This is a genomic window from Bacillus sonorensis NBRC 101234 = KCTC 13918, assembly GCF_001592005.1.
Lineage (GTDB): Bacteria > Bacillota > Bacilli > Bacillales > Bacillaceae > Bacillus > Bacillus sonorensis.
Map to the genome: position 1 here is coordinate 1 of NZ_BCVZ01000014.1, position 18,283 is coordinate 18,283.

14 protein-coding genes and 1 pseudogene are annotated in these 18,283 nt (G+C 47.8%); 6 read left to right on the forward strand and 9 right to left on the reverse strand.

Going from position 1 to position 18,283, the window contains the following annotated elements; all coding sequences use genetic code 11:
* Nucleotides 1-2,161: isopeptide-forming domain-containing fimbrial protein (locus BTR1S_RS14750; RefSeq protein ID WP_169802097.1), on the reverse strand; the 2,161-nt coding region annotated here is incomplete at its 3' end.
* A 691-nt stretch (nucleotides 2,162-2,852) separates the two neighbouring features.
* Between BTR1S_RS14750 and BTR1S_RS14755 the strand changes: the two genes are divergently transcribed.
* Nucleotides 2,853-3,569: a YrpD family protein gene (locus BTR1S_RS14755; RefSeq protein WP_141231099.1), complete on the forward strand. Its 717-nt coding sequence runs from the start codon at nucleotides 2,853-2,855 to the stop codon at nucleotides 3,567-3,569.
* Between the two features lie 47 nt (nucleotides 3,570-3,616).
* On the opposite strand, the gene BTR1S_RS14760 is transcribed toward BTR1S_RS14755, so the two are convergent.
* Nucleotides 3,617-4,009: a 3-hydroxyacyl-ACP dehydratase FabZ family protein gene (locus tag BTR1S_RS14760; RefSeq protein ID WP_006638713.1), complete on the reverse strand. Its 393-nt coding sequence runs from the start codon at nucleotides 4,007-4,009 to the stop codon at nucleotides 3,617-3,619.
* Between the two features lie 99 nt (nucleotides 4,010-4,108).
* Here BTR1S_RS14760 and BTR1S_RS14765 point away from each other — a divergent pair, with 99 nt between their 5' ends.
* Entirely contained in the window at nucleotides 4,109-4,507 is a 399-nt protein-coding gene (locus tag BTR1S_RS14765; RefSeq protein ID WP_006638712.1) for a VOC family protein, read from the forward strand.
* Between the two features lie 405 nt (nucleotides 4,508-4,912).
* Nucleotides 4,913-4,972, forward strand: a pseudogene (locus BTR1S_RS23630) (DUF3967 domain-containing protein); the annotation flags it as partial.
* A 135-nt stretch (nucleotides 4,973-5,107) separates the two neighbouring features.
* Here BTR1S_RS23630 and BTR1S_RS14770 read toward each other — a convergent pair.
* Entirely contained in the window at nucleotides 5,108-6,745 is a 1,638-nt protein-coding gene (locus tag BTR1S_RS14770) for an SLC13 family permease (protein ID WP_006638711.1), read from the reverse strand.
* A gap of 224 nt (nucleotides 6,746-6,969) precedes the next feature.
* On the opposite strand from BTR1S_RS14770, the gene BTR1S_RS14775 reads away from it, so the two are divergent.
* Nucleotides 6,970-7,647, forward strand: a complete 678-nt coding sequence (locus BTR1S_RS14775) for a GntR family transcriptional regulator (RefSeq protein WP_029418950.1) — start codon at nucleotides 6,970-6,972, stop codon at nucleotides 7,645-7,647.
* A gap of 14 nt (nucleotides 7,648-7,661) precedes the next feature.
* A complete protein-coding gene (locus BTR1S_RS14780) occupies nucleotides 7,662-8,645 on the forward strand; it encodes a glycerophosphodiester phosphodiesterase family protein (RefSeq protein WP_029418949.1) in 984 nt (327 codons plus the stop codon).
* A 29-nt stretch (nucleotides 8,646-8,674) separates the two neighbouring features.
* Here BTR1S_RS14780 and cobA read toward each other — a convergent pair whose 3' ends face one another.
* The 6 genes from cobA to nirB (BTR1S_RS14805) form a co-directional block, all read right to left on the reverse strand.
* Nucleotides 8,675-10,138 carry a uroporphyrinogen-III C-methyltransferase gene (gene cobA, locus BTR1S_RS14785; RefSeq protein ID WP_029418948.1) on the reverse strand — a complete coding sequence of 488 codons (1,464 nt, stop codon included), beginning with the start codon at nucleotides 10,136-10,138 and terminating at the stop codon, nucleotides 8,675-8,677.
* Between the two features lie 33 nt (nucleotides 10,139-10,171).
* Complete coding sequence (locus tag BTR1S_RS22585) at nucleotides 10,172-10,336, reverse strand: hypothetical protein (protein WP_155910130.1); 165 nt, start codon at nucleotides 10,334-10,336, stop codon at nucleotides 10,172-10,174.
* Nucleotides 10,326-10,646, reverse strand: coding sequence for a nitrite reductase small subunit NirD (nirD, locus tag BTR1S_RS14790; protein WP_006638707.1), 321 nt, complete (start codon nucleotides 10,644-10,646; stop codon nucleotides 10,326-10,328). Before nirD ends, BTR1S_RS22585 begins: the two co-directional genes overlap by 11 nt.
* A 30-nt stretch (nucleotides 10,647-10,676) precedes the next feature.
* Nucleotides 10,677-13,097 carry a nitrite reductase large subunit NirB gene (gene nirB, locus BTR1S_RS14795; protein ID WP_006638705.1) on the reverse strand — a complete coding sequence of 807 codons (2,421 nt, stop codon included), beginning with the start codon at nucleotides 13,095-13,097 and terminating at the stop codon, nucleotides 10,677-10,679.
* Nucleotides 13,098-13,211: 114 nt separating this feature from the next.
* On the reverse strand, nucleotides 13,212-15,371 hold the full coding sequence (nasC, locus tag BTR1S_RS14800) for an assimilatory nitrate reductase catalytic subunit NasC (RefSeq protein WP_029418947.1): 2,160 nt from the start codon (nucleotides 15,369-15,371) through the stop codon (nucleotides 13,212-13,214).
* A gap of 1 nt (nucleotide 15,372) precedes the next feature.
* Nucleotides 15,373-17,688, reverse strand: a complete 2,316-nt coding sequence (nirB, locus tag BTR1S_RS14805) for a nitrite reductase large subunit NirB (RefSeq protein ID WP_006638703.1) — start codon at nucleotides 17,686-17,688, stop codon at nucleotides 15,373-15,375.
* A gap of 212 nt (nucleotides 17,689-17,900) precedes the next feature.
* On the opposite strand from nirB (BTR1S_RS14805), the gene BTR1S_RS14810 reads away from it, so the two are divergent.
* Nucleotides 17,901-18,203, forward strand: a complete 303-nt coding sequence (locus tag BTR1S_RS14810; protein ID WP_029418946.1) for a hypothetical protein — start codon at nucleotides 17,901-17,903, stop codon at nucleotides 18,201-18,203.
* Nucleotides 18,204-18,283: the final 80 nt, after the last annotated feature.

The following is an 18,283-nucleotide window of genomic DNA, read 5'->3' on the forward strand; positions in this document are numbered from 1 at the left end:
CGACATACGTCAGGCCGGCTGGAAGTTTATCGGAAATGGTCAGATCCTCTATCGTGCTCTCCGTAATTTTATTTCTGGTCTTGATCGTGTAGACTACCGTGTCTCCCACTTCAAATTTTTCCTTGTCCGCATCAAGGTTCTTCGCCGTTTTCTCTGACTCTAACACAGGATCCCGCGGATATACTTTGACCTCATGGTTTGGTTTATTAGGCTTGTCAACATTGTCACCGCCGACGTTTGCCGTATTGACAATATCTTTCCCTGCCTGTCCAGGCAGAACCTTCACTTCAAATGTCACATTATGCCATTCCATGTCGGTGATATCGCCGAATTGACCATCCAGTTTGCCGTCGGCGTAATAGCCCTTGTCATCATCCTTGGCATCAGTTACCGCAGTGCCGTCCACTTTCAATGTGCCCGGGACGTATTCCAATCCTTCCGGAATCGCGTCAGAGATGGTAAGGTTTTTCACCAGACTGTCTTCAGAAATATTTCGGGTCTGAATCGTGTACAGGAGCGTGTCCCCGACTTCAGGGTGGTCTGCGTCTGTATTTCCATCAGCTTTTTCCTGAATGGACGCCGTTTTCTTTGACTCCAGCTCCGGATTTCGCGGATAGACTTTGACCTCGTGATTCGGCTTATCTGGTTTGTCAATATTGTCACCTGTCACGTTTGCGGTGTTGACGATATCTTTACCGGATTGGCCGGACTTTACCTTCGCTTCGAATGTCACGGTGTGCCATTCGGTATCATTGACATTCCCAAATTGGCCTGCCGCTTTGCCGTCGGCATAATGTCCCTTATCGCCGTCTTTGGCATCGCTCACCGCAGTGCCGTCCACTTTCAGTGTGCCCGGGACATATTCCAATCCTTCTGGAATGGCATCTGAAATGACAAGATTTTTCACTTGACTGTCTTCAAGCGTGTTTCGTGTTTGAATCGTGTACAGAAGCGTATCTCCCACTTCCGGATGATCCGCATCGGTGTTCCCAGCCGCTTTTTGTTGAATGGATGCCGTTTTCTTTGATTCCAGCTTAGGCTCATTAAAGATGATCGGCGTCGTCACTTCATTTGATTCCGTTTGTTCATTTTTGTTCGTCAACAAATTATTGTAGTTAATTTGCGCCTTATTGTTGACTTTTGTAACGGCATAATCCGTCTTCGTCTTCACCTTAAATTGTACGGTGACTCCATTAGGCAATTGGGTTGTATTTGGCAAATTGCCGAGCTTGGCGTTGACCTTTTTACCGTCAAAATGGCCTTCATCATTATCGGCCGCATCCGTTAGATTTTTTGTGGTCGAACCGTTGATCAATTTTAATGATCCAGGGACATATTCCGTTCCTTCCGGGATCAGATCTGAGAAGTTCGCATTTGAGGCGATATCTCCGCCTTCGTTTTTGACTTGAACCGAATATGTCAGCTCATCGCCGGCATGCACCTCTCCCTGTGGAGAAACCGTTTTATTCGCAGTTACGCACGGCTCTGTACCAAGGAAGATATCGTCCAAAAAGTTGCCGGCTCCTATGCTTCCGCTGGCTACGCTAACAGCCTCAAAACCGAATCTTGTTGTTGTTTGCCCTGCTGGAACCGTATAAGCCCCCGTATAAGTTCCCCATTTGGTGTTTCCATCAGACATTTTTCTTTGCACCACGGTATCGTAAGGGTTAGCCGTTGCTGCACCAATGCGGAGCTGCATGGTATCAACCCCTCCGCGCCCCATGTGCGATAAGCGCCAGTAGATGGTCTGTCCAGGCGTTGTCTTGACATCTTGATACAACATGCCATTTTCATAAGCGTTTAGTTCCGCCCATCTATTTCCATCAGGAGGAGCCGGATAATTTTTCACTCCGGCGGGGTAATCCTGCCGATGATTCCATATCTCAATTACTTTCTGGCCTGTAGGTGAAGCATTATCGGTTGTCTTCCACCCTGGAACCTCGGATTCCAGGAAAAAGTAAGGTGCACCGGCAGATCCCTTGGCAGGACCTTGTTCAAAGCTGCCGTTAATCAGTGCAACCGGTGCCGGGCAAGCATCTACTGCCGCCGGGGTTACCCCGGTATTATCCTCAGCATGGATCTGCTGAGGTAAAACGGTCAGCAGATTGCTGACGACTAATAAAAAGACCGCTAATAGCATGAAACTTTTTTTGATCTGCATTTTGCAAGACCTAGGAATAAAGCCCTTTCGCATCAACATCTCACTCCAATAGTCCTTTTTTAAAACATGACATTTACCATAATCGATACGCAAGATTCCAAATATTAATAATATTTCGAAATTTATTCTTAATATGACCCCCTTTCGGTGATTAAAATATAACAAAATAGTTCTATTATTCACAATGTGACAAAATATTCATATTTTTTCGTATATTGTAGATTATTGACGAAAAAAATGGCTTTTATAGCCCTTGAACCTGCTTTTTTGCAGTCATTAGGTGAAAGGGGATTTAGATCGCAGTATCGTTCGTTGCTTACATCAGCAGTGTTTTTTATATCATTTTCAGCTTATCCAGCCGAAACGTTTTTTCTGGGATAAATGACTTATGATGGATTTTTTAATGAACAGAGGAATGTCTTATTTTATCAAGTCATCATGATGTTTTTACCTGTTACCACTACTGTTTTCAGGCTATTTATCTACTAAAAACAAAAAAACAAGCTGTTCCTCAAGGATCATCTTATAATAAAACCTGAATGTTTTGATTGTCGATTGAGCACAAATGATGGTACTTCATATTTACAAAATTGGTCTGAATCCGACATCACATTTTGTCGATTTATTTCCACAAAAGGAATTCCAAAAAAAGGTATAATTAAAATTGATACTACGATGAACAGGGGGAATTTTGTTGAAAAAATGGTTGATGGCAAGTGCAGTTGGTATAGCGATGCTTTTCGCAGCATTTTCTGCGGGGATACCGGGTCTTCCAGGAGCAGACACTCACGTCGCAAAAGCGGCTTCCCAGCTTCCTAATGGCATCGGCGGGCGCGCCTACCTGAACAGTACAGGCTCTGTTTTCACGGCAAAAATTAAGCTTCCCGATACCATACAAATCAATAACGCTACCGCTTATATTTATTCCGGGTTCCGCGCGAAAAATGGAACAGAGTCAGATATCGGTCTTCAATACAGCACCCTGTACAAAGTCTGGAAGCCGCTCATGAAGGTCGGTGCAAAAAATGAGGAAACGTATATCGAGGGAAAAGACCAATTCACGAATCATAAAGGCTTCCGTCCTGGGAGCACGGTGCAAATGACGATCTATAAAAACATGAACGGCAATACCCGCGCCACCTTCTGGGGAACGAACAATGAGGGCTACACCGGACGAATCATCATGGAAATTCAAGGAACGAACGTCGGCACTCTTTTAAAATGGAAAACGCTTGCCACCGCAGCGGTGTCGTCTGAGAGCCAGCGATCTTCCATCAAAGCCGATTTTTCTGCCTCTTTTACCAATATCACAATCGATCAAAAGGCGGTCACACCTGTCGTCGATACACAGGATTTTGCAAAGGTTGTCCCTTCCGGCAACAATGTCAAGATTTGCGTGAAGAAATAACGAAAAACGGCATAAGGCCGCCGGCAATGCCGGGCGGCCTTTTCCTGTTATTTTCCGCTTTCTATAAAAATCCCCAGTTCGGCTTCCGCAATTTTTCTGCCGTTTACAGACGCCTGTCCTTTCCCAAATAAAAATCCCCGTTTATAGCGCGTCACTTCAAAATAAAGATCAAGCTTGTCCCCAGGAAGCGCCTGTCCGCTGGATTCAGCCTTTTTGACAGAAGAAAGAAATCCGAGCTCAGTGCGATCCCCCATGGCGGTAAACGCCGCGATTTGCGCCAGTGCTTCGATGATAAGGGAAAACGGCATATCCTTTTGGGTTTCCGTTATAAACCAGTCGTTTTCCGATATCAATTTATACCCTTGCGCCGATTTTCCCGGTTCATTTTCGACAACGCGGTCTACCAATAAAAATGGGTATTGGTGCGGCAGTGCATTCATCTTCACAGTCTTCATCCTTTTTATTCTTATTATACCGCAACCCGTACGTGATCACTTCTCTTATCTTAGGTATACTAAGAAAAAAAGGAGGAATCCGAATTGAAAAGCGCAAATCCTTATCTTTTTATCGACGGCTGTCAAGAAGCGGTCGCATTTTATCAAGAAGCATTGGGCGGAGACATTCGAAATGTCCAGCTTGCTGACGGCGTCGAAATGTTCAAGGGGCACGAAGGAAAATATCTGCATGCCGAGCTTCATCTCGGAGACAGCATCATCCATTTTTCTGACGTTTTTGGACAGGTTGAAAAAGGAGACCATGTCAGCATCACATTGGAGTGTGAAAGCGAGGATGAAATCCGCCGGGTATATGATATGCTGAAAAGCGGCGGACATGCGGCTCTGGAACTGCAAAAAACGTTTTGGGGCGCTCTTCATGCCAATGTGACCGACAAATATGGGGTCAAATGGCTGCTGAATTATCAAATGCCTGAAAGCTGACCGTTCTGTATGAAACAGAACGGCTCCCCTTTTTATCCGGCAGAGCGGTCTTTGCCCCGCTCTTGAAACACCTGTTTTGCGACATTCACTCCGTTCAACACTCGGGGAAACCCGAATAGAGGCCGTTACAGTCCGAAAGTATTCAAAGCTGCTTGAGTCTCACGGCTATTCTTTCGAACGCGATACCAAGGGATGGCGCCTCTTAAGCAAGAATGATTTATCCGCTATCGAGAACCTCTACAGCATGAACAAACCGGACGGCCACCCCCTTAAAAAAGCCGCTGAACATATAGCGCATCTGTATCGACCAGAAGAATTCAATCAAAAAATATTAGAGCGTATTGAACGTTTCGAACACGGCAGCGGGAAAGGGAAGAAACGCTGATGAATTCTCTCCGCGAATAAGAAACTCAAAAAATGATTGCTGCAGCTCGCGAAAAAAAGTGGTGGCAATTCTGGAAGTAATAAAAAACCAGGGCCGGCGGGCAAACTGCAGCGCCACTTAGAAAAGATCGATGCGAAAATCGATTTTTACTCATCTTTTCAAAAAGGAAAGGACAAGCATTAAAAAAGCCGGGCATCATGTGCCCGGCAATTTTTTTATGGCTTGAGCTGATCAGGAAAAACGGTCAGGTCCACTCCCCAAAGATGCGGGAGAATATAGAATACGGCTCCGATGATTAAGATTAATGTAAAGATGTTAATAACAAAGCCTGTTTTGACCATTTCGCTGATTTTAAGTTTTCCCGAGGCGAAAATAATCGCATTCGGCGGTGTTCCCACAGGAAGCATAAACGCGCAGTTCGCCGCCATTGCGGCAGGCACCATCAGCGCAAACGGATGCACATTGAGGGCCAGCGCAAGCGATGCCAGCACCGGCAGAATCATTGTAGCCGTTGCCGTATTTGACGTAATTTCAGTCAAGAATAGCACCAATGCTGTTGATACGATGACGATGACAACGAAATGAAACCCGTCTAATACGGTCAGCCTTCCGCCGATCCATTCCGCCAATCCCGTTTCTTTAAATCCGGCCGCCAGCGCGAGGCCGCCTCCGAACAGCAGCAGAATGCCCCACGGCAAATCTTTTGACACATTCCAGTCCAAAATCCGGCCGCCTTTATTCAGCGATGGGATCAGGAAAAGCAATGAAGCGGCAAAAATCGCAATCATCGTATCATCAATACCCGGTATTTTTCCGTCCCACAGAAATGTTCTCGTTACCCACATAAACGCGGCAAAGCTGAAAATGAGGAGCACCATCGATTCTTCAAAACTGATTTTTCCAAGCTTTCTTTTTTCTGCTTGAATCAGTTCCTTCCCGCCCGGAAGCTGTTTCATCTGAATCGGATGAGCGACTTTTGTCAAGTACAGCCAGACAGCCAAAAGCAGAATGACGACGACCGGAACGGCAAAAGCCATCCATCCGCCAAAGGAGATCTCAACTCCGTACAGCGTTTTAAAGCTGGCGGCCAAAATGAGATTCGGCGGCGTACCGATCAATGTCCCGAGACCGCCGATCGTCCCCGCGTAACCGATGCCGAAAATGAGCGCCTTTGAGAATTTTTCTTTTTCTGCCGCCAAATCCTTTCGTTCGGCTTTCATTACATCTGAGACTTGATAAATGATGGCAGTTCCAATCGGCAGCATCATCATCACCGCAGCGGTGTTTGACACCCACATGGACAAAAAGCCCGTCGCAGCCATAAACCCAAGGACGATTCTTGATGTGCTGGTCCCGACAACAGAAATGATGTGAAGCGCAATGCGTTTATGAAGATTCCATCGCTCCATCGCAAGCGCAATCAAAAATCCTCCCAAAAATAAAAACACAATCGGATCGCCATAGCTTGCCGTGACAACAGATCCCTCCAGAGCTCCTGTCAGCGGAAGCAGCACGATCGGCAGCAAGGATGCCGCGGGAATCGGAACGGCTTCAGTGATCCACCAAGCAGCCACCCATAAGGTGGTGGCCAATACCATTCTCCCTTCATGGCTCAAACCTTCCGGGAAAAAGAACAGAATAACGGCGAAAAACAATGCGGGCCCGAGCAGCAGGCCGATTTTCTGCGGCGTTTTATAGCCCGGCGGCATGTCTTCTTTCATGATCTGATCGGTCGTTATATTCAATCCGGCCTCTTTTCCCGCCTTCATAGGCATGGTGAACAACAGCAGCCTTTTGGCCTCCCGGTGAGACTTCCAAAGCGCCCCCCATGCGGACGCAACGCTAGTTTTCATCAACATCCCCTTCCCCTCTGTCGTTAAAGCGCTTACAATAGTAGTCAAATAGAAAAACTGCCGACTGTCGACAGGTTATAATTTTATTATAGCTGACCGTTGGTAGCAGTCAATCTTTTTTGTCACAAAATGGTCAATTTTATGGTAGATTAAGGAGTGTTGTCATACCGATTGCTGTTCGGTTTGCCGGCCCTTTGACAGTAAAAATGAAAGAGGTGTTCATCGTGACTTTTTCAATCCAGCGTCCCGTCTCTTACCATGATCAGGTTCACCGCTATTTAAAAGATATGATTATAAAAGGAAGGTATCAGCCGGGCGAACGGATCTATGAATCTAAAATCGCCAAAGAACTGCAAGTGAGCCGCAGCCCTGTAAGGGAAGCCATTCGGACGCTTGAACAGGAAGGACTGCTTTTGATTGATGAGAAATCCAAAATTACAGTTTACGAGCCAACGCTGAAAGATTTGGAAGACATTTATCAGTGCCGGCAAGCGCTTGAATCTCTTGCCGTGTCTTTGGCAACCCAGTCTGCCAAAAAGGAAACGCTCGAGCTCATAGAAAGGACACTGCGCGAAGCAAACCGGGAATTTGAGCAAAACAGCTGCCAATCAGCTCAGGCTTTGCTCCATTTAAATACAAGGTTTCACGATTTGATTATTGAAGCCAGCCAAAACAGACGTCTGCAAAAGCAGCTGCATGATTTGCGGTCACTGACTTTTTTTTACCGAAGCAAAAATATTGAAAAACGTGAACGCTGCTTTGAGATCATCAGCCAGCATCAGGGCATTTACCGCAGCATGCGGCAAAGAGACGAAGCAAAAGCGGCAGAATTGATGAGAAGACATATTGAAGCAGATCTTTGCTATTTAAAAACGGTGCTGTTCGGCGAAAAAAGCGAATGAAGCAAGAGGGCATCATGAACACACGAAAAAAACGCTTGAAAAGGCGGGCCGCTATGATCTTTCTCATATTCATCGCCTTTATCTATTTCAATAATTCATCCTTTCTCACGAAAGAACGCGGCGGAAAACCGCTGCTCTTGGCGCATCGGGGGCTGTCGCAGACCTTTTACATGGAAGGCGTAACAAATGATACGTGCACAGCCCGGCGGATCCACAGGCCTGAACATGCTTATCTTGAGAATACACTGCCTTCAATGGAAGCTGCTTTTAAAGCCGGAGCCGATATCGTCGAGCTTGATATCAAACCGACAAAAGACGGACGTTTCGCCGTTTTTCATGATTGGACGCTCGATTGCCGGACAAACGGCACAGGGACGACAAACGACTATACAATGGCTGAACTGAAAACATTTGATATCGGCTACGGCTATACAGCCGACCAAGGAAAATCATATCCGTTCCGCGGCAAGGGCATTGGCCTGATGCCGTCGCTTGATGAAGTTCTGGCACATTTTCCGAACCGCTCCCTTCTCCTTCATATCAAAAGCAATGACCCAAACGAGGGGATTCAGCTTGCCAAAAAGCTTGCCGCACTCCCTCAGAAGCGGCTTGATCAGCTGACCGTGTACGGGGGAGACGAACCGGTTGCAGCTTTACAAAAGAAGCTGCCTGAGCTTCGGGTCATGTCAAAAGAAACCATGAAACACTGCCTCATTCCATATCTCGCCGGCGGCTGGACGGGATATATGCCGAAAGCGTGCAAGCATACTCAATTGCATATTCCTGAAAACGTTGCGCCTTGGCTGTGGGGATGGCCTGACCGTTTTTTGAACAGGATGGATCGAGCAAATACGCGGGTGATTGTTACAGGAGACAGTGACGGTGATTTTTCAAGCGGCTTTGACGCGCCTGAAGACATCCAGCGTCTGCCGGATCATTATACAGGGGGGATTTGGACAAACCGGATCGACAAGATTGCGCCCATATACGGCAAATAACCAAAAAAGCAGGGGAATCCCCTGCCATTTTATTTCGGCAACAAAACCTTTGCTGCGCTGTTTTTTAGGTCTTTTAAACAGGCTTCAAGCGAAACCGTTTCTTCCGGAGCGTGAACAAGCTTAAACCCGCGGTCTTTTGCGGCTTTTTCCGCCTCGCCGCTGAGACAGACCGCGTGAATGGAGTCTTTCGCCTTTTGCGGAGACATGCCGATGCTAACCGCCGCTTTCACAAAAAGATCGATGCATTGCTTTCCTGAAAATATGATGGCATCAATGGGGAATTCTTCGATTTCCCGTTTGATCATCGAGGTAAAACGGCTGTCGATCATGTGATCGTGAGTCACGAATGTCGCGGATTCCTGATATCGTTTGTCTTGGACCGCCCGGCGGCTGCCGATGACAAGGCATGATCCCGGATCAGGGATGTCTGTCTGCAAAAAGGCGGCGAATCCCCGCTCCTCAAGCGCTTCTTTAATAGATGGTGCACTCGCATAAAGCTGCCCCCGGATGTCTCTGATGTCGATCTTCAGGAACTTCAGACGGCTGAAAAGCTCTTGAACCGCTCTCCTTGAGGTGAACAACAGGCTGTCAAAACGGCCGATATTCCTTAATTGCCCATCATCTGACACCGTTTTTTGCGGTTTCCATTTCGGCCATTCAATGACTTCCGCGCCCTGTTCCCGGAGCTCTTCTTTCGGCAGATTTTCTTCTTCTCCGCTTTGAACGGCCAGGATGTTCAGTCCGATTAATGGCTTATCTTCAAACCAGCTGTGCTGCCTGAAGGACACGATATCGCCGATCACGATGATGGCGGGATTTTTAATATGATGTTCTGTTATTTTTTTATGAATGTCCTGCAGCGTCGCTTTTACGCTTCGCTGTCTGCCACATGTGCCCCATTGAATAACCATAACGGGAACAAGGGGGGATTTTCCGTGTTTGATCAGCTGCTCGCATATATAAGCCAGGTTTTTGATGCCCATATAAAAAACGAGGGTTTGAACGCTTCTGGCAAGCCCTTCCCAGTCCATATCCGGTCTGCCTGTTTTATCATGGGCGGTGATGACGGCAAAAGAAGAAGCAAAATCGCGGTGAGTCACCGGCAGTCCCGCGTAAAGGGGCGCCGCGATTCCCGACGTAATGCCCGGCACCATTTCATACGGAATACCGTGCTCGCTGATGGCTGCTGCTTCTTCTCCGACTCTGCCGAAAACACTGGGGTCCCCGCCTTTCAGCCTGACGACATTGAGACCTTTCAAGCCATTTTCAATCAGGTGTGCATTGATTTCATCCTGTTTCATATAATGCCGGTTTGGAAGCTTTCCGCAATAGATGAATTCGCATGATGCTTTCGCATGCTCAAGCAGCCGGGCATTGACCAGCCTGTCATACAGAATGACGTCGGCTTTCTCGATCAAAGCCTTTCCCCTGAGTGTAATAAGTCCGGAGTCTCCAGGTCCGGCCCCTACAAAAAATACTTTCCCATTCCCCATCAACCGTCATCCTTCCATCTGCCGATTCTTCCTTTAGTGAATTAAAACTGAAGAGGACCGCGCAAACGCTATCCAATGAGGCTCGCGGTCAAATTTCTCATGTGCTCTTTTGTTGGCCGCGATGCCCGGCGTCATCAGCATGACATGAAGCCCGCTGCAGCGGATGTTTTCGTGTCTGCCTGGAGCCTCAATAAACAATAAACAGGTCCTCCCCGTCAACAACCGTTTCATACGTTTGAATGCAGCCGGTGTCAGGCTCTTGAACTTTTCCGTCTTCAAGACTGATCTTCCAATCGTGCATCGGACAGAATACAAATTTTCCGCTCACCATTCCTTCGGCAAGCACGCCTCCTTTGTGGGGGCAGCGGTTTTCAACCGCGCGGACGCTGCCGTTTGAAAGCTTGAAGACCGCAATTTCCTTATTATCGATAACCACTGTCTTTCCCAGCTGATCCGGCAAATCGCTGATTTTCGCGACGAATACCTTTGTTAAATCTTTGTTCACCATGTGAATTCCTCCTCAAAATGGTTTCCGATATTAAGATGTGACAACATTTTCAAACAATTGTTTCGTTGTCTTTTCATCTTCCAGAAAATCCTTCCACGGATCTTTGTGGATAGACAGCGCTTCATTCATACGTCCGTTTAATTCTTTCCGTTTTGCTTCATCATTTAATACGGATTGAACGTGGGACAAGCCGACCCGCTCGAGCCATGCGGAAGTACGCTCTAAATAGTTGGCCGTTTCCCTGTAATATTGAAGATAAGCGCCTGTGATTTCCATGACTTCTTCAGTCGTTTTGACTTTCATCAGCAGATCCCCGGCGCGCAGATGTGTACCGCCGTTTCCGCCGACATAGATCTCCCAGCCTCCGTCAATGCCGACGATGCCGACATCCTTAATACCGGACTCCGCACAGTTTCGCGGACATGCGGATACCGCCATTTTGATTTTATGAGGTGCGTAAAGGCCTTCGAATTTTTTCTCAAGCTCGATTCCGAGAGCCATGGAATCCTGTGTACCAAAGCGGCAGAATTGTTCACCCACACAGGTTTTAACTGTTCTGAGCGTTTTTCCGTAGGCAAATCCTGAAGGCATGTCAAGGTCTTTCCACACTCTCGGAAGGTCTTCTTTTTTGACGCCGATCAGATCGATCCGCTGACCTCCTGTCATTTTTACAAGAGGAATGTCGTATTTGTCGACAACATCAGCAATCCGGCGCAAATCGCTGGAATTGGTGACACCGCCGTACATCCGCGGAACGACGGAATATGTGCCGTCTTTTTGGATGTTGGCGTGCATCCGTTCGTTGACGAAGCGGGATTCCCTTTCATCTTCATATTCTTTCGGATTGATCATGCCGAGATAGTAGTTAAGCGCAGGGCGGCATTTTGAACAGCCTTCCTCCGTTTTCCAGCCGAGCACGTTCATGACTTCTCTTGTATGGGTGAGACCTTTTTCTTTAATGGCGGCAACTACTTCGTCTCTTGAAAGATCCGTACAGCCGCAGATTGCTTCTTTTTGCGCGGATGCGTCAAATTCCGATCCGAGCGTATGCTGAAGAATCTCCGCGACAAGAGGCTTACATCCTCCACAGGAACGTGACGCACCGGTGCATGCCTTGATTTCATCCGTTGATCTACATCCCTGCTCTTTGATCGCCTGCACGATCATTCCTTTTGAGACGCCGTTACATCCGCAAACGATCTCATCGTCGCTCATTGCAGCCGTAATGCTCATGCCTTCCTCCTGATTCAAAGGCTGCAGAATTGAAACTTTGGAAGTCTCAGTGACGTCCGCCCCTTTTTGAATCATGGAAAACAGCCTGTTGCCGTCGCTGCTGTCGCCGAACAGCACGGCTCCGATTATCTGGTTGCCGCGGAGAACGACTTTTTTATAGATGCCGTCCTGATCATCAAACACCTTGATCGCTTTTTTGCCCTCGTCATCATCCTCATTAAAATCGCCCGCGGAAAAGACCTCGACTCCCGAAACCTTTAATTGGGTCGATAAAACAGAACCTTCATACGGTCCGGTTTCAGCTCCGCAAATTTTCTTCGCAAGCACCTTTGCCTGTTCGTAAAGAGGGGCGACAAGCCCATAGGCGATTCCTCTATGTTCGGCGCATTCGCCGACAGCGTAAATATGTGGGTTTTTCGTCTGCATGTAGTCATCGACAATAATACCTCTGTTCACCGGAAGACCGCAGTCTTTTCCAAGCTGAGCGTTCGGCTTGATGCCGACGGCCATGACGACCAAATCCGCTTCCAGTGTTGAGCCGTCTTTAAATTTCAATCCTTCTACTCGTTCGTTCCCGTAAATTTCTTCCGTTTGTTTTTCAAGTAAAAACTTCATGCCCTGCTTTTCCAGTTCTTTTTGCAAAAGACGGCCTGCAGTCGCATCAAGCTGGCGCTCCATCAAGTATGGGGCGAGGTGAATCACGGTCACATCCATTCCCAGATTGAGGAGTCCGCGCGCGGCTTCAAGTCCCAACAGACCGCCGCCGATAACCGCCGCTTTTTTGTACGTTTTGGAAGCCTCAAGCATTACATCTGTATCCTTAATATCCCGGAAAGCCGTTACGCCTTCTTTATCCGCTCCAGGCAACGGCAGAATAAAAGGGAGAGAACCTGTCGCCAAAATCAGTTCATCATACGGCTGAATCCTGCCCGAATCCGTTGTCACGGTTTTGTTTTCAGGGTCGACTTTGATGACTTCTTCACCCGTATAAAGCTGAATGCCGTTTTCTTCATACCAGTTCCAATCATTTAATGTAATGTCTTTGATGTCCGTATCTCCCTGCAACACTTTGGAAAGAAGAATCCGGTTGTAGTTCGGATGGGGTTCATTTCCGAAAATCGTAATTTGAAATTGGTCGCTTGAAACTTTAAGAATTTCTTCAATGGCCCTTACCCCGGCCATTCCGTTCCCAACAAGAACGAGCTGCTTTTTTTCCACTATGATCCTCCCCTTTTTCATAACAATTCACACTATCGCTCAAAAGATGTATTTCATCTACATCTTTAAAACTATCACAAAATATATTTAATTTTGTAAACTTTTTATGACTTTTTATGACAATTTATTCACATTTTTGTCATAAAAGGGACTTATACGGACGGAACACACCTTAAAACCGGGCATTTGGCAAGTCGGATCCAAATCTTCAGCAACCAGTCTGTTCACATTTTGCGAATCGCCCCAATGCATCGGCACAAAAACAGTATCCGGCCTGATCGCTTCAGTCCATTTGCTTCTGACGACAATGCTTCCCCTTTTTGATTCGATTTTGACCAAAACACGGTCTTCAATTTTATATGTCGCGGCGGTTTTCGGATGGATTTCCATAAAAGATTCAAAGTGTCTGGCCGCGAGCGCTGCGCTCTTTCTTGTCTGCACACCTGTTAAATAGTGTGGCATCACTCTTCCCGTCGTTAAATATAAAGGATACTCTTCTGTCGGCCGGTCCTTTTTGACGGCAGGCTCATTTGGGACGACGCACATGTCCGCTTTTTTATCCGGATGGGCGAATTCCGCTTCAAACAGGCGCGCTGTACCTGGATGCCCCTGTTCTGGACAGGGCCACAAAATGCCGCCTTCCTTTTTGAGGCGCTCATATGTGATCCCGGAATAATCTGCGATTCCCCCGCGGCTCGCTTTCCTTAATTCATTGAAAATCTCCTCGGCAGACTCATATGAGAAAAAACGGCCTTTGCCGAGCGCGCCCGCAATATCACAAATGATTTTCCAATCGTGCCTGACTTCGCCCGGACACGGTTTTGACGCTTCCCTCAGCATCACCCTGCCTTCCACGTTCGTCATTGTGCCTTCATCTTCAAGATAGGATGAAGCCGGCAAAATGACGTCGGCAAGCCTTGCCGTTTCTGATATAAACAAATCGATCACTGCAAAGAACTTCAATTTTTTCAAAGCCGCTTTGACAAAATTGGCGTTCGGATTGGATACGACAGGGTTTGAGCACATCAGAAACAGCCCTGTTATCTCTCCTTCATGAACCTTTTTGATCATCTCATAAGCGGAAACGCCTTTTCGCGGCAGCTCCTCGGCCGAAATTCCCCAGACATCCGCAATATAAGCGCGGTCTTCTTCATTTTCAATCGAACGATACCCCGGCAGCTGATCAGCTTTCTGGCCGTGTTCTCTCGCTCCCTGTCCGTTCCCCTGGCCTGTGATGGCTCCGTACCCGCAGGCAAATTTTCCGATTTTGCCAACTGATATTAGAATATTCAGTAAATTACTGACAGCAGCGGTCCCATCTGTCTGCTGCTCGACGCCTCTCGCGGTAAACAGCATCCCCGTTTCTTCCCGGGCGAATTTTACAGCCGCTTTTCTGATCTGTTCTATCGGCACGCCCGTCCGGCCGGATATCTCTTCAAGGCTTAAGGTTGTGACATAGCGCTCGATTTCTTCAAAGCCGGATGTCCTCTGTTTGATGAACGACTCATCTATCAGCCCCTCTTCGATGATGATTTTCAGCATGCCGTTTGCAAGGGCCGCATCTGTTCCGGGCTTTACTTTCAGATGAAGGTCGGCGATGCGGGCAGTGGCCGTTTCACGCGGATCAATCACGATAATGTAAGCCCCGTTTTCCTTTGCCTCTTCAAAATACGGCATGATGGTCGGCTGGCATTCAGCGATATTCGATCCCGCAAGCATGATCACCCTGGCATGGGGAACCTCACTGAGCGCGTTCGTGAACCCGCGGTCCATTCCAAACGTTTGATTTGCCGCTGTCGCCGCAGCCGACATACAGAGCCTTCCATTGTAGTCAATATGCCTCGTTTTTAATGCGACACGGGCGAATTTTCCTAGCAGATAGGCCTCTTCGTTTGTGATTGAGGCGCTCCCGTAAACCCCTACTGCGTCATGTCCGTCTTCCTGCTGGATGCTCACGACTTGTTCTTTGATGAATTGAAGCGCCTCTTCCCACGATACACGGACAAATTCGCCGTTTTTTTTCAGCAGCGGATGAGTGATTCGCTCCTGGTGAAGCGCATGCTGATGGGCATTCATGCCTTTCATGCATAAGCGGCCCTTTGTCGTCGGATTCTCTTTTCCGACAGCGATATACTTCTTTCTCGTCACAACCGTTTGTTCGATCAGCTGCATTTTGCATTGCATGCTGCAAAAAGGACATTGTGTGTCATACGTCTTCTCTGATTGCACCTCTTTTTGCTTTGTTCGAAAGTATTTCAGCAGTAATTCTGTCACATCACATCAGCCCTTTTATCATTTCTTGCTCTGGCAGCCGGCTTTCTTCCTCAAGCCGCTCCATCAGCTGCCTGCGAAGTTCGTCATCAAATAAAACTTCCCTGACATGAATGAGGCCGGCGCGTTCGATCCATTGTCCGACCTGTTCGAGGTAATTCGCCGTTTCCCGATAATACTGGAGAAAACCTTTGATATATTCTCCGGCTTCTTCCAGTGTGCCGGCAACTGAAAGCAGCTCTCCGGCCCGGGCGTTTTGACCGCCCTGGCCGCCGGCGTACAGCTCCCATCCCCCGACCGCCTTCACGATTCCGATGTCCCTTACGGCTGCTAAAGCACAGTCATCCACGCATGCGGAGATCGCGATATCGATCTTTGCCGGCATTAACAGGGAGTCTGTATGTTTCTCCAGTTCGGCTGCCGCGGCTTGCACAGATTCCTGATGGCTGCACGGACATGTTTTGATCGGGGCGATCGCCTGCTTTTTCCGGGGGAAGACCGGCATATGCAGTTCTTCTTTTATATGCTGCAACTCGTCGCGCCTGATTCCCGAAAGCTGCAATCTCTGGTCATGCGTCAGGACAGCCTGCGGTATTTGGTATTTTTCCATGACATCCGCGATCCTTCTCAGCTCATCTTTATTTGTCAGCCCTCCGTACATTTGCGGAACAAGTGTGCACATGCCATCTTCCTGCTCCGTTTCCTCAAATGGGGTGGCCGCTTTTATGTCCGGCCTGATCATCCTTAAATAATAATCGATCGCCGGCACACAGACAGAGCATCCGCTTGTTTTGTTCCAGCCCAATGCAGAGATGACGTCCTGAACAGAAGAAAGCTGTCTCATCTGGATTTCCTGAACGACTTCATCTTCGGTTAATACAGTGCACGGGCACATCGTGTTTGCGCCTGCAGGCTCTTGATGGCTTCGTTCCGCAGTGTGGATCAGCAGCTCCTCGATGATCGGTCTGCACCCTCCGCAGGAGCCGGAAGCTTTTGTACAGCGCTTCACATCCTCGGCCGTTTTCAAATGATGGCGTTGCACGGCTTCGATGATCGCTCCTTTTGATACCGCATTGCATTGGCAGATCGTTTCTCCCAGCGGCATCGAAGCGACCGCGCTTTCTGCGCCCGATTGAAAAAAATCTTTTTTCACAACTGTGATATCCCTTTGTTTGACAATGCTATCCAGCAGGTTTTGCTTGTTTGCAATATCTCCGTACAACATCACGCCAACCATTTTATCTGCCTGAAACATCGCTTTTTTATAAATTCCCGCCGATTCGTCTATAAGTTGAATGGCTGTTGTCGTATCATCCTCTTTGATTTTCCCTGCTGAAAATACGTCGACTCCCGCAATTTTCAGTGTTGCCGATTGAACAGAGCCCCGGTACCGGCCGCATTCCAAGCCGCAAATGTGCTTGGCCAGCACCCGTCCCTGCTCATATAAAGGCTTGATCAGCCCGTATACGACTCCGTTATGTTCAGCGCATTCCCCGACAGCATAAACATTCGGAACGTTTGTCTGCATATGATCGTTGACGATGATGGCCCGGTTCACAGCGAGCCCGCTCCCCTTTGCCAGCTCTATATTCGGCCTGACACCGGCAGCCATCACAATCAGATCAGCCCGCATCTCCGTCCCGTCTTGGAAACGTACCCCTTCTGCGCGGGATTTCCCCAAAACGGCGTTTGTGTCTTTTTCTAAAAGAAAACGGATGCCCTGCCGTTCAAGCTCGCGCTGCAGCATGGCTGATGCGGCCGGATCAAGCTGATTTTGCATGATATGGGAAGAATGATGGATCACTGCAACCTCCATTCCAAGATTCACCAAGCCTCTCGCCGCTTCAAGCCCGAGGATTCCCCCTCCAATGACGGCCGCTTGATGAAAACGCTTTGAAGCGTCTATGAATGCCCGGCAATCTTCAATCGTACGAAAACCGTATACCCCTTCTTTGTCTGCACCCGGAACCGGAAGGATAAACGGGGAAGACCCCGTGGCGATAATCAGCTTGTCATATGCCAATTCACGGTTTTTGTCCGTTGATACCGTCTGTTTATGCGTATCAATGTTGACAGCCGTTTCCCCCGTATAAAGAGTAATCCCGTGCTCTTCATACCATTTGCGGCTGTTCAGCGTAATATCCTTCAAGTTCGTTTCGCCCTGCAGGACGGAAGATAACAAAATGCGATTGTAATTTGGATGGGGCTCACTGCCGATAATGACAATATCAAACGCATGCCCGCCATGTTTTAAAATTTCTTCTATCGTACGAACCCCCGCCATGCCGTTTCCTATGAGAATCAGCTTTTGTTTCCCCATATTCTCCCTCCCCTCTGCTGCAGTTCCGATTTTATTATTTCACATCGCTGCACTAAAGCGTTCAAACCTGTTACATTTCCTTACAAATTATTTTAAGATCAGTCCTCGTCTCGATTTAGCTCTAATCTCCCAATATACTTTTTTTGTAATTTTTCAGGTTCGTACACGAATATGAATGACCGTAGTCTTAAATGTGGAAAGGAGTATGTCTGATGTATTATTACTATTATCCTTATCCTTACGGGGTTCAACAGACGGAGCCGCAATGGGGGTGGGAAGATCAGCGGCAAGGGCGGTTCAGACAATACGTGGGAACATTTGTCAGCGCTACAGTAGAAGGGTTGATCACGACTGAAACACGCATTTTCATTCACAGGTCAACAATGCGGGGAGGGAGAGAGAACGTGACGATCGTGTTTCCCAGAAGAGAGGGCGGAACATGCACCATACGCTCTGCCACAGTCCCGGCTCGGCGCATTACGGTAATCTCCGGCAGAGACTGGGAGAATTCATGAGCGAAAGTAACATATCCTCAATTTTTCCGGATGTAACAGCACTCAGATAGGATTATTCCTTTTGCCGGCAAAAGTGTACA

What these genes read in the sequence shown, in the direction of transcription:
- BTR1S_RS14760 (WP_006638713.1), bottom strand. Translation starts at nt 4,009, where the DNA reads ATGAATGCACTGCCGCACCAATACCCATTTTTATTGGTAGACCGCGTT.
- BTR1S_RS14770 (WP_006638711.1), bottom strand. Translation starts at nt 6,745, where the DNA reads ATGAAAACTAGCGTTGCGTCCGCATGGGGGGCGCTTTGGAAGTCTCAC.
- BTR1S_RS14780 (WP_029418949.1), top strand. Translation starts at nt 7,662, where the DNA reads ATGAACACACGAAAAAAACGCTTGAAAAGGCGGGCCGCTATGATCTTT.
- cobA (WP_029418948.1), bottom strand. Translation starts at nt 10,138, where the DNA reads ATGGGGAATGGGAAAGTATTTTTTGTAGGGGCCGGACCTGGAGACTCC.
- nirD (WP_006638707.1), bottom strand. Translation starts at nt 10,646, where the DNA reads ATGGTGAACAAAGATTTAACAAAGGTATTCGTCGCGAAAATCAGCGAT.
- nirB (WP_006638703.1), bottom strand. Translation starts at nt 17,688, where the DNA reads ATGGGGAAACAAAAGCTGATTCTCATAGGAAACGGCATGGCGGGGGTT.
- BTR1S_RS14810 (WP_029418946.1), top strand. Translation starts at nt 17,901, where the DNA reads ATGTATTATTACTATTATCCTTATCCTTACGGGGTTCAACAGACGGAG.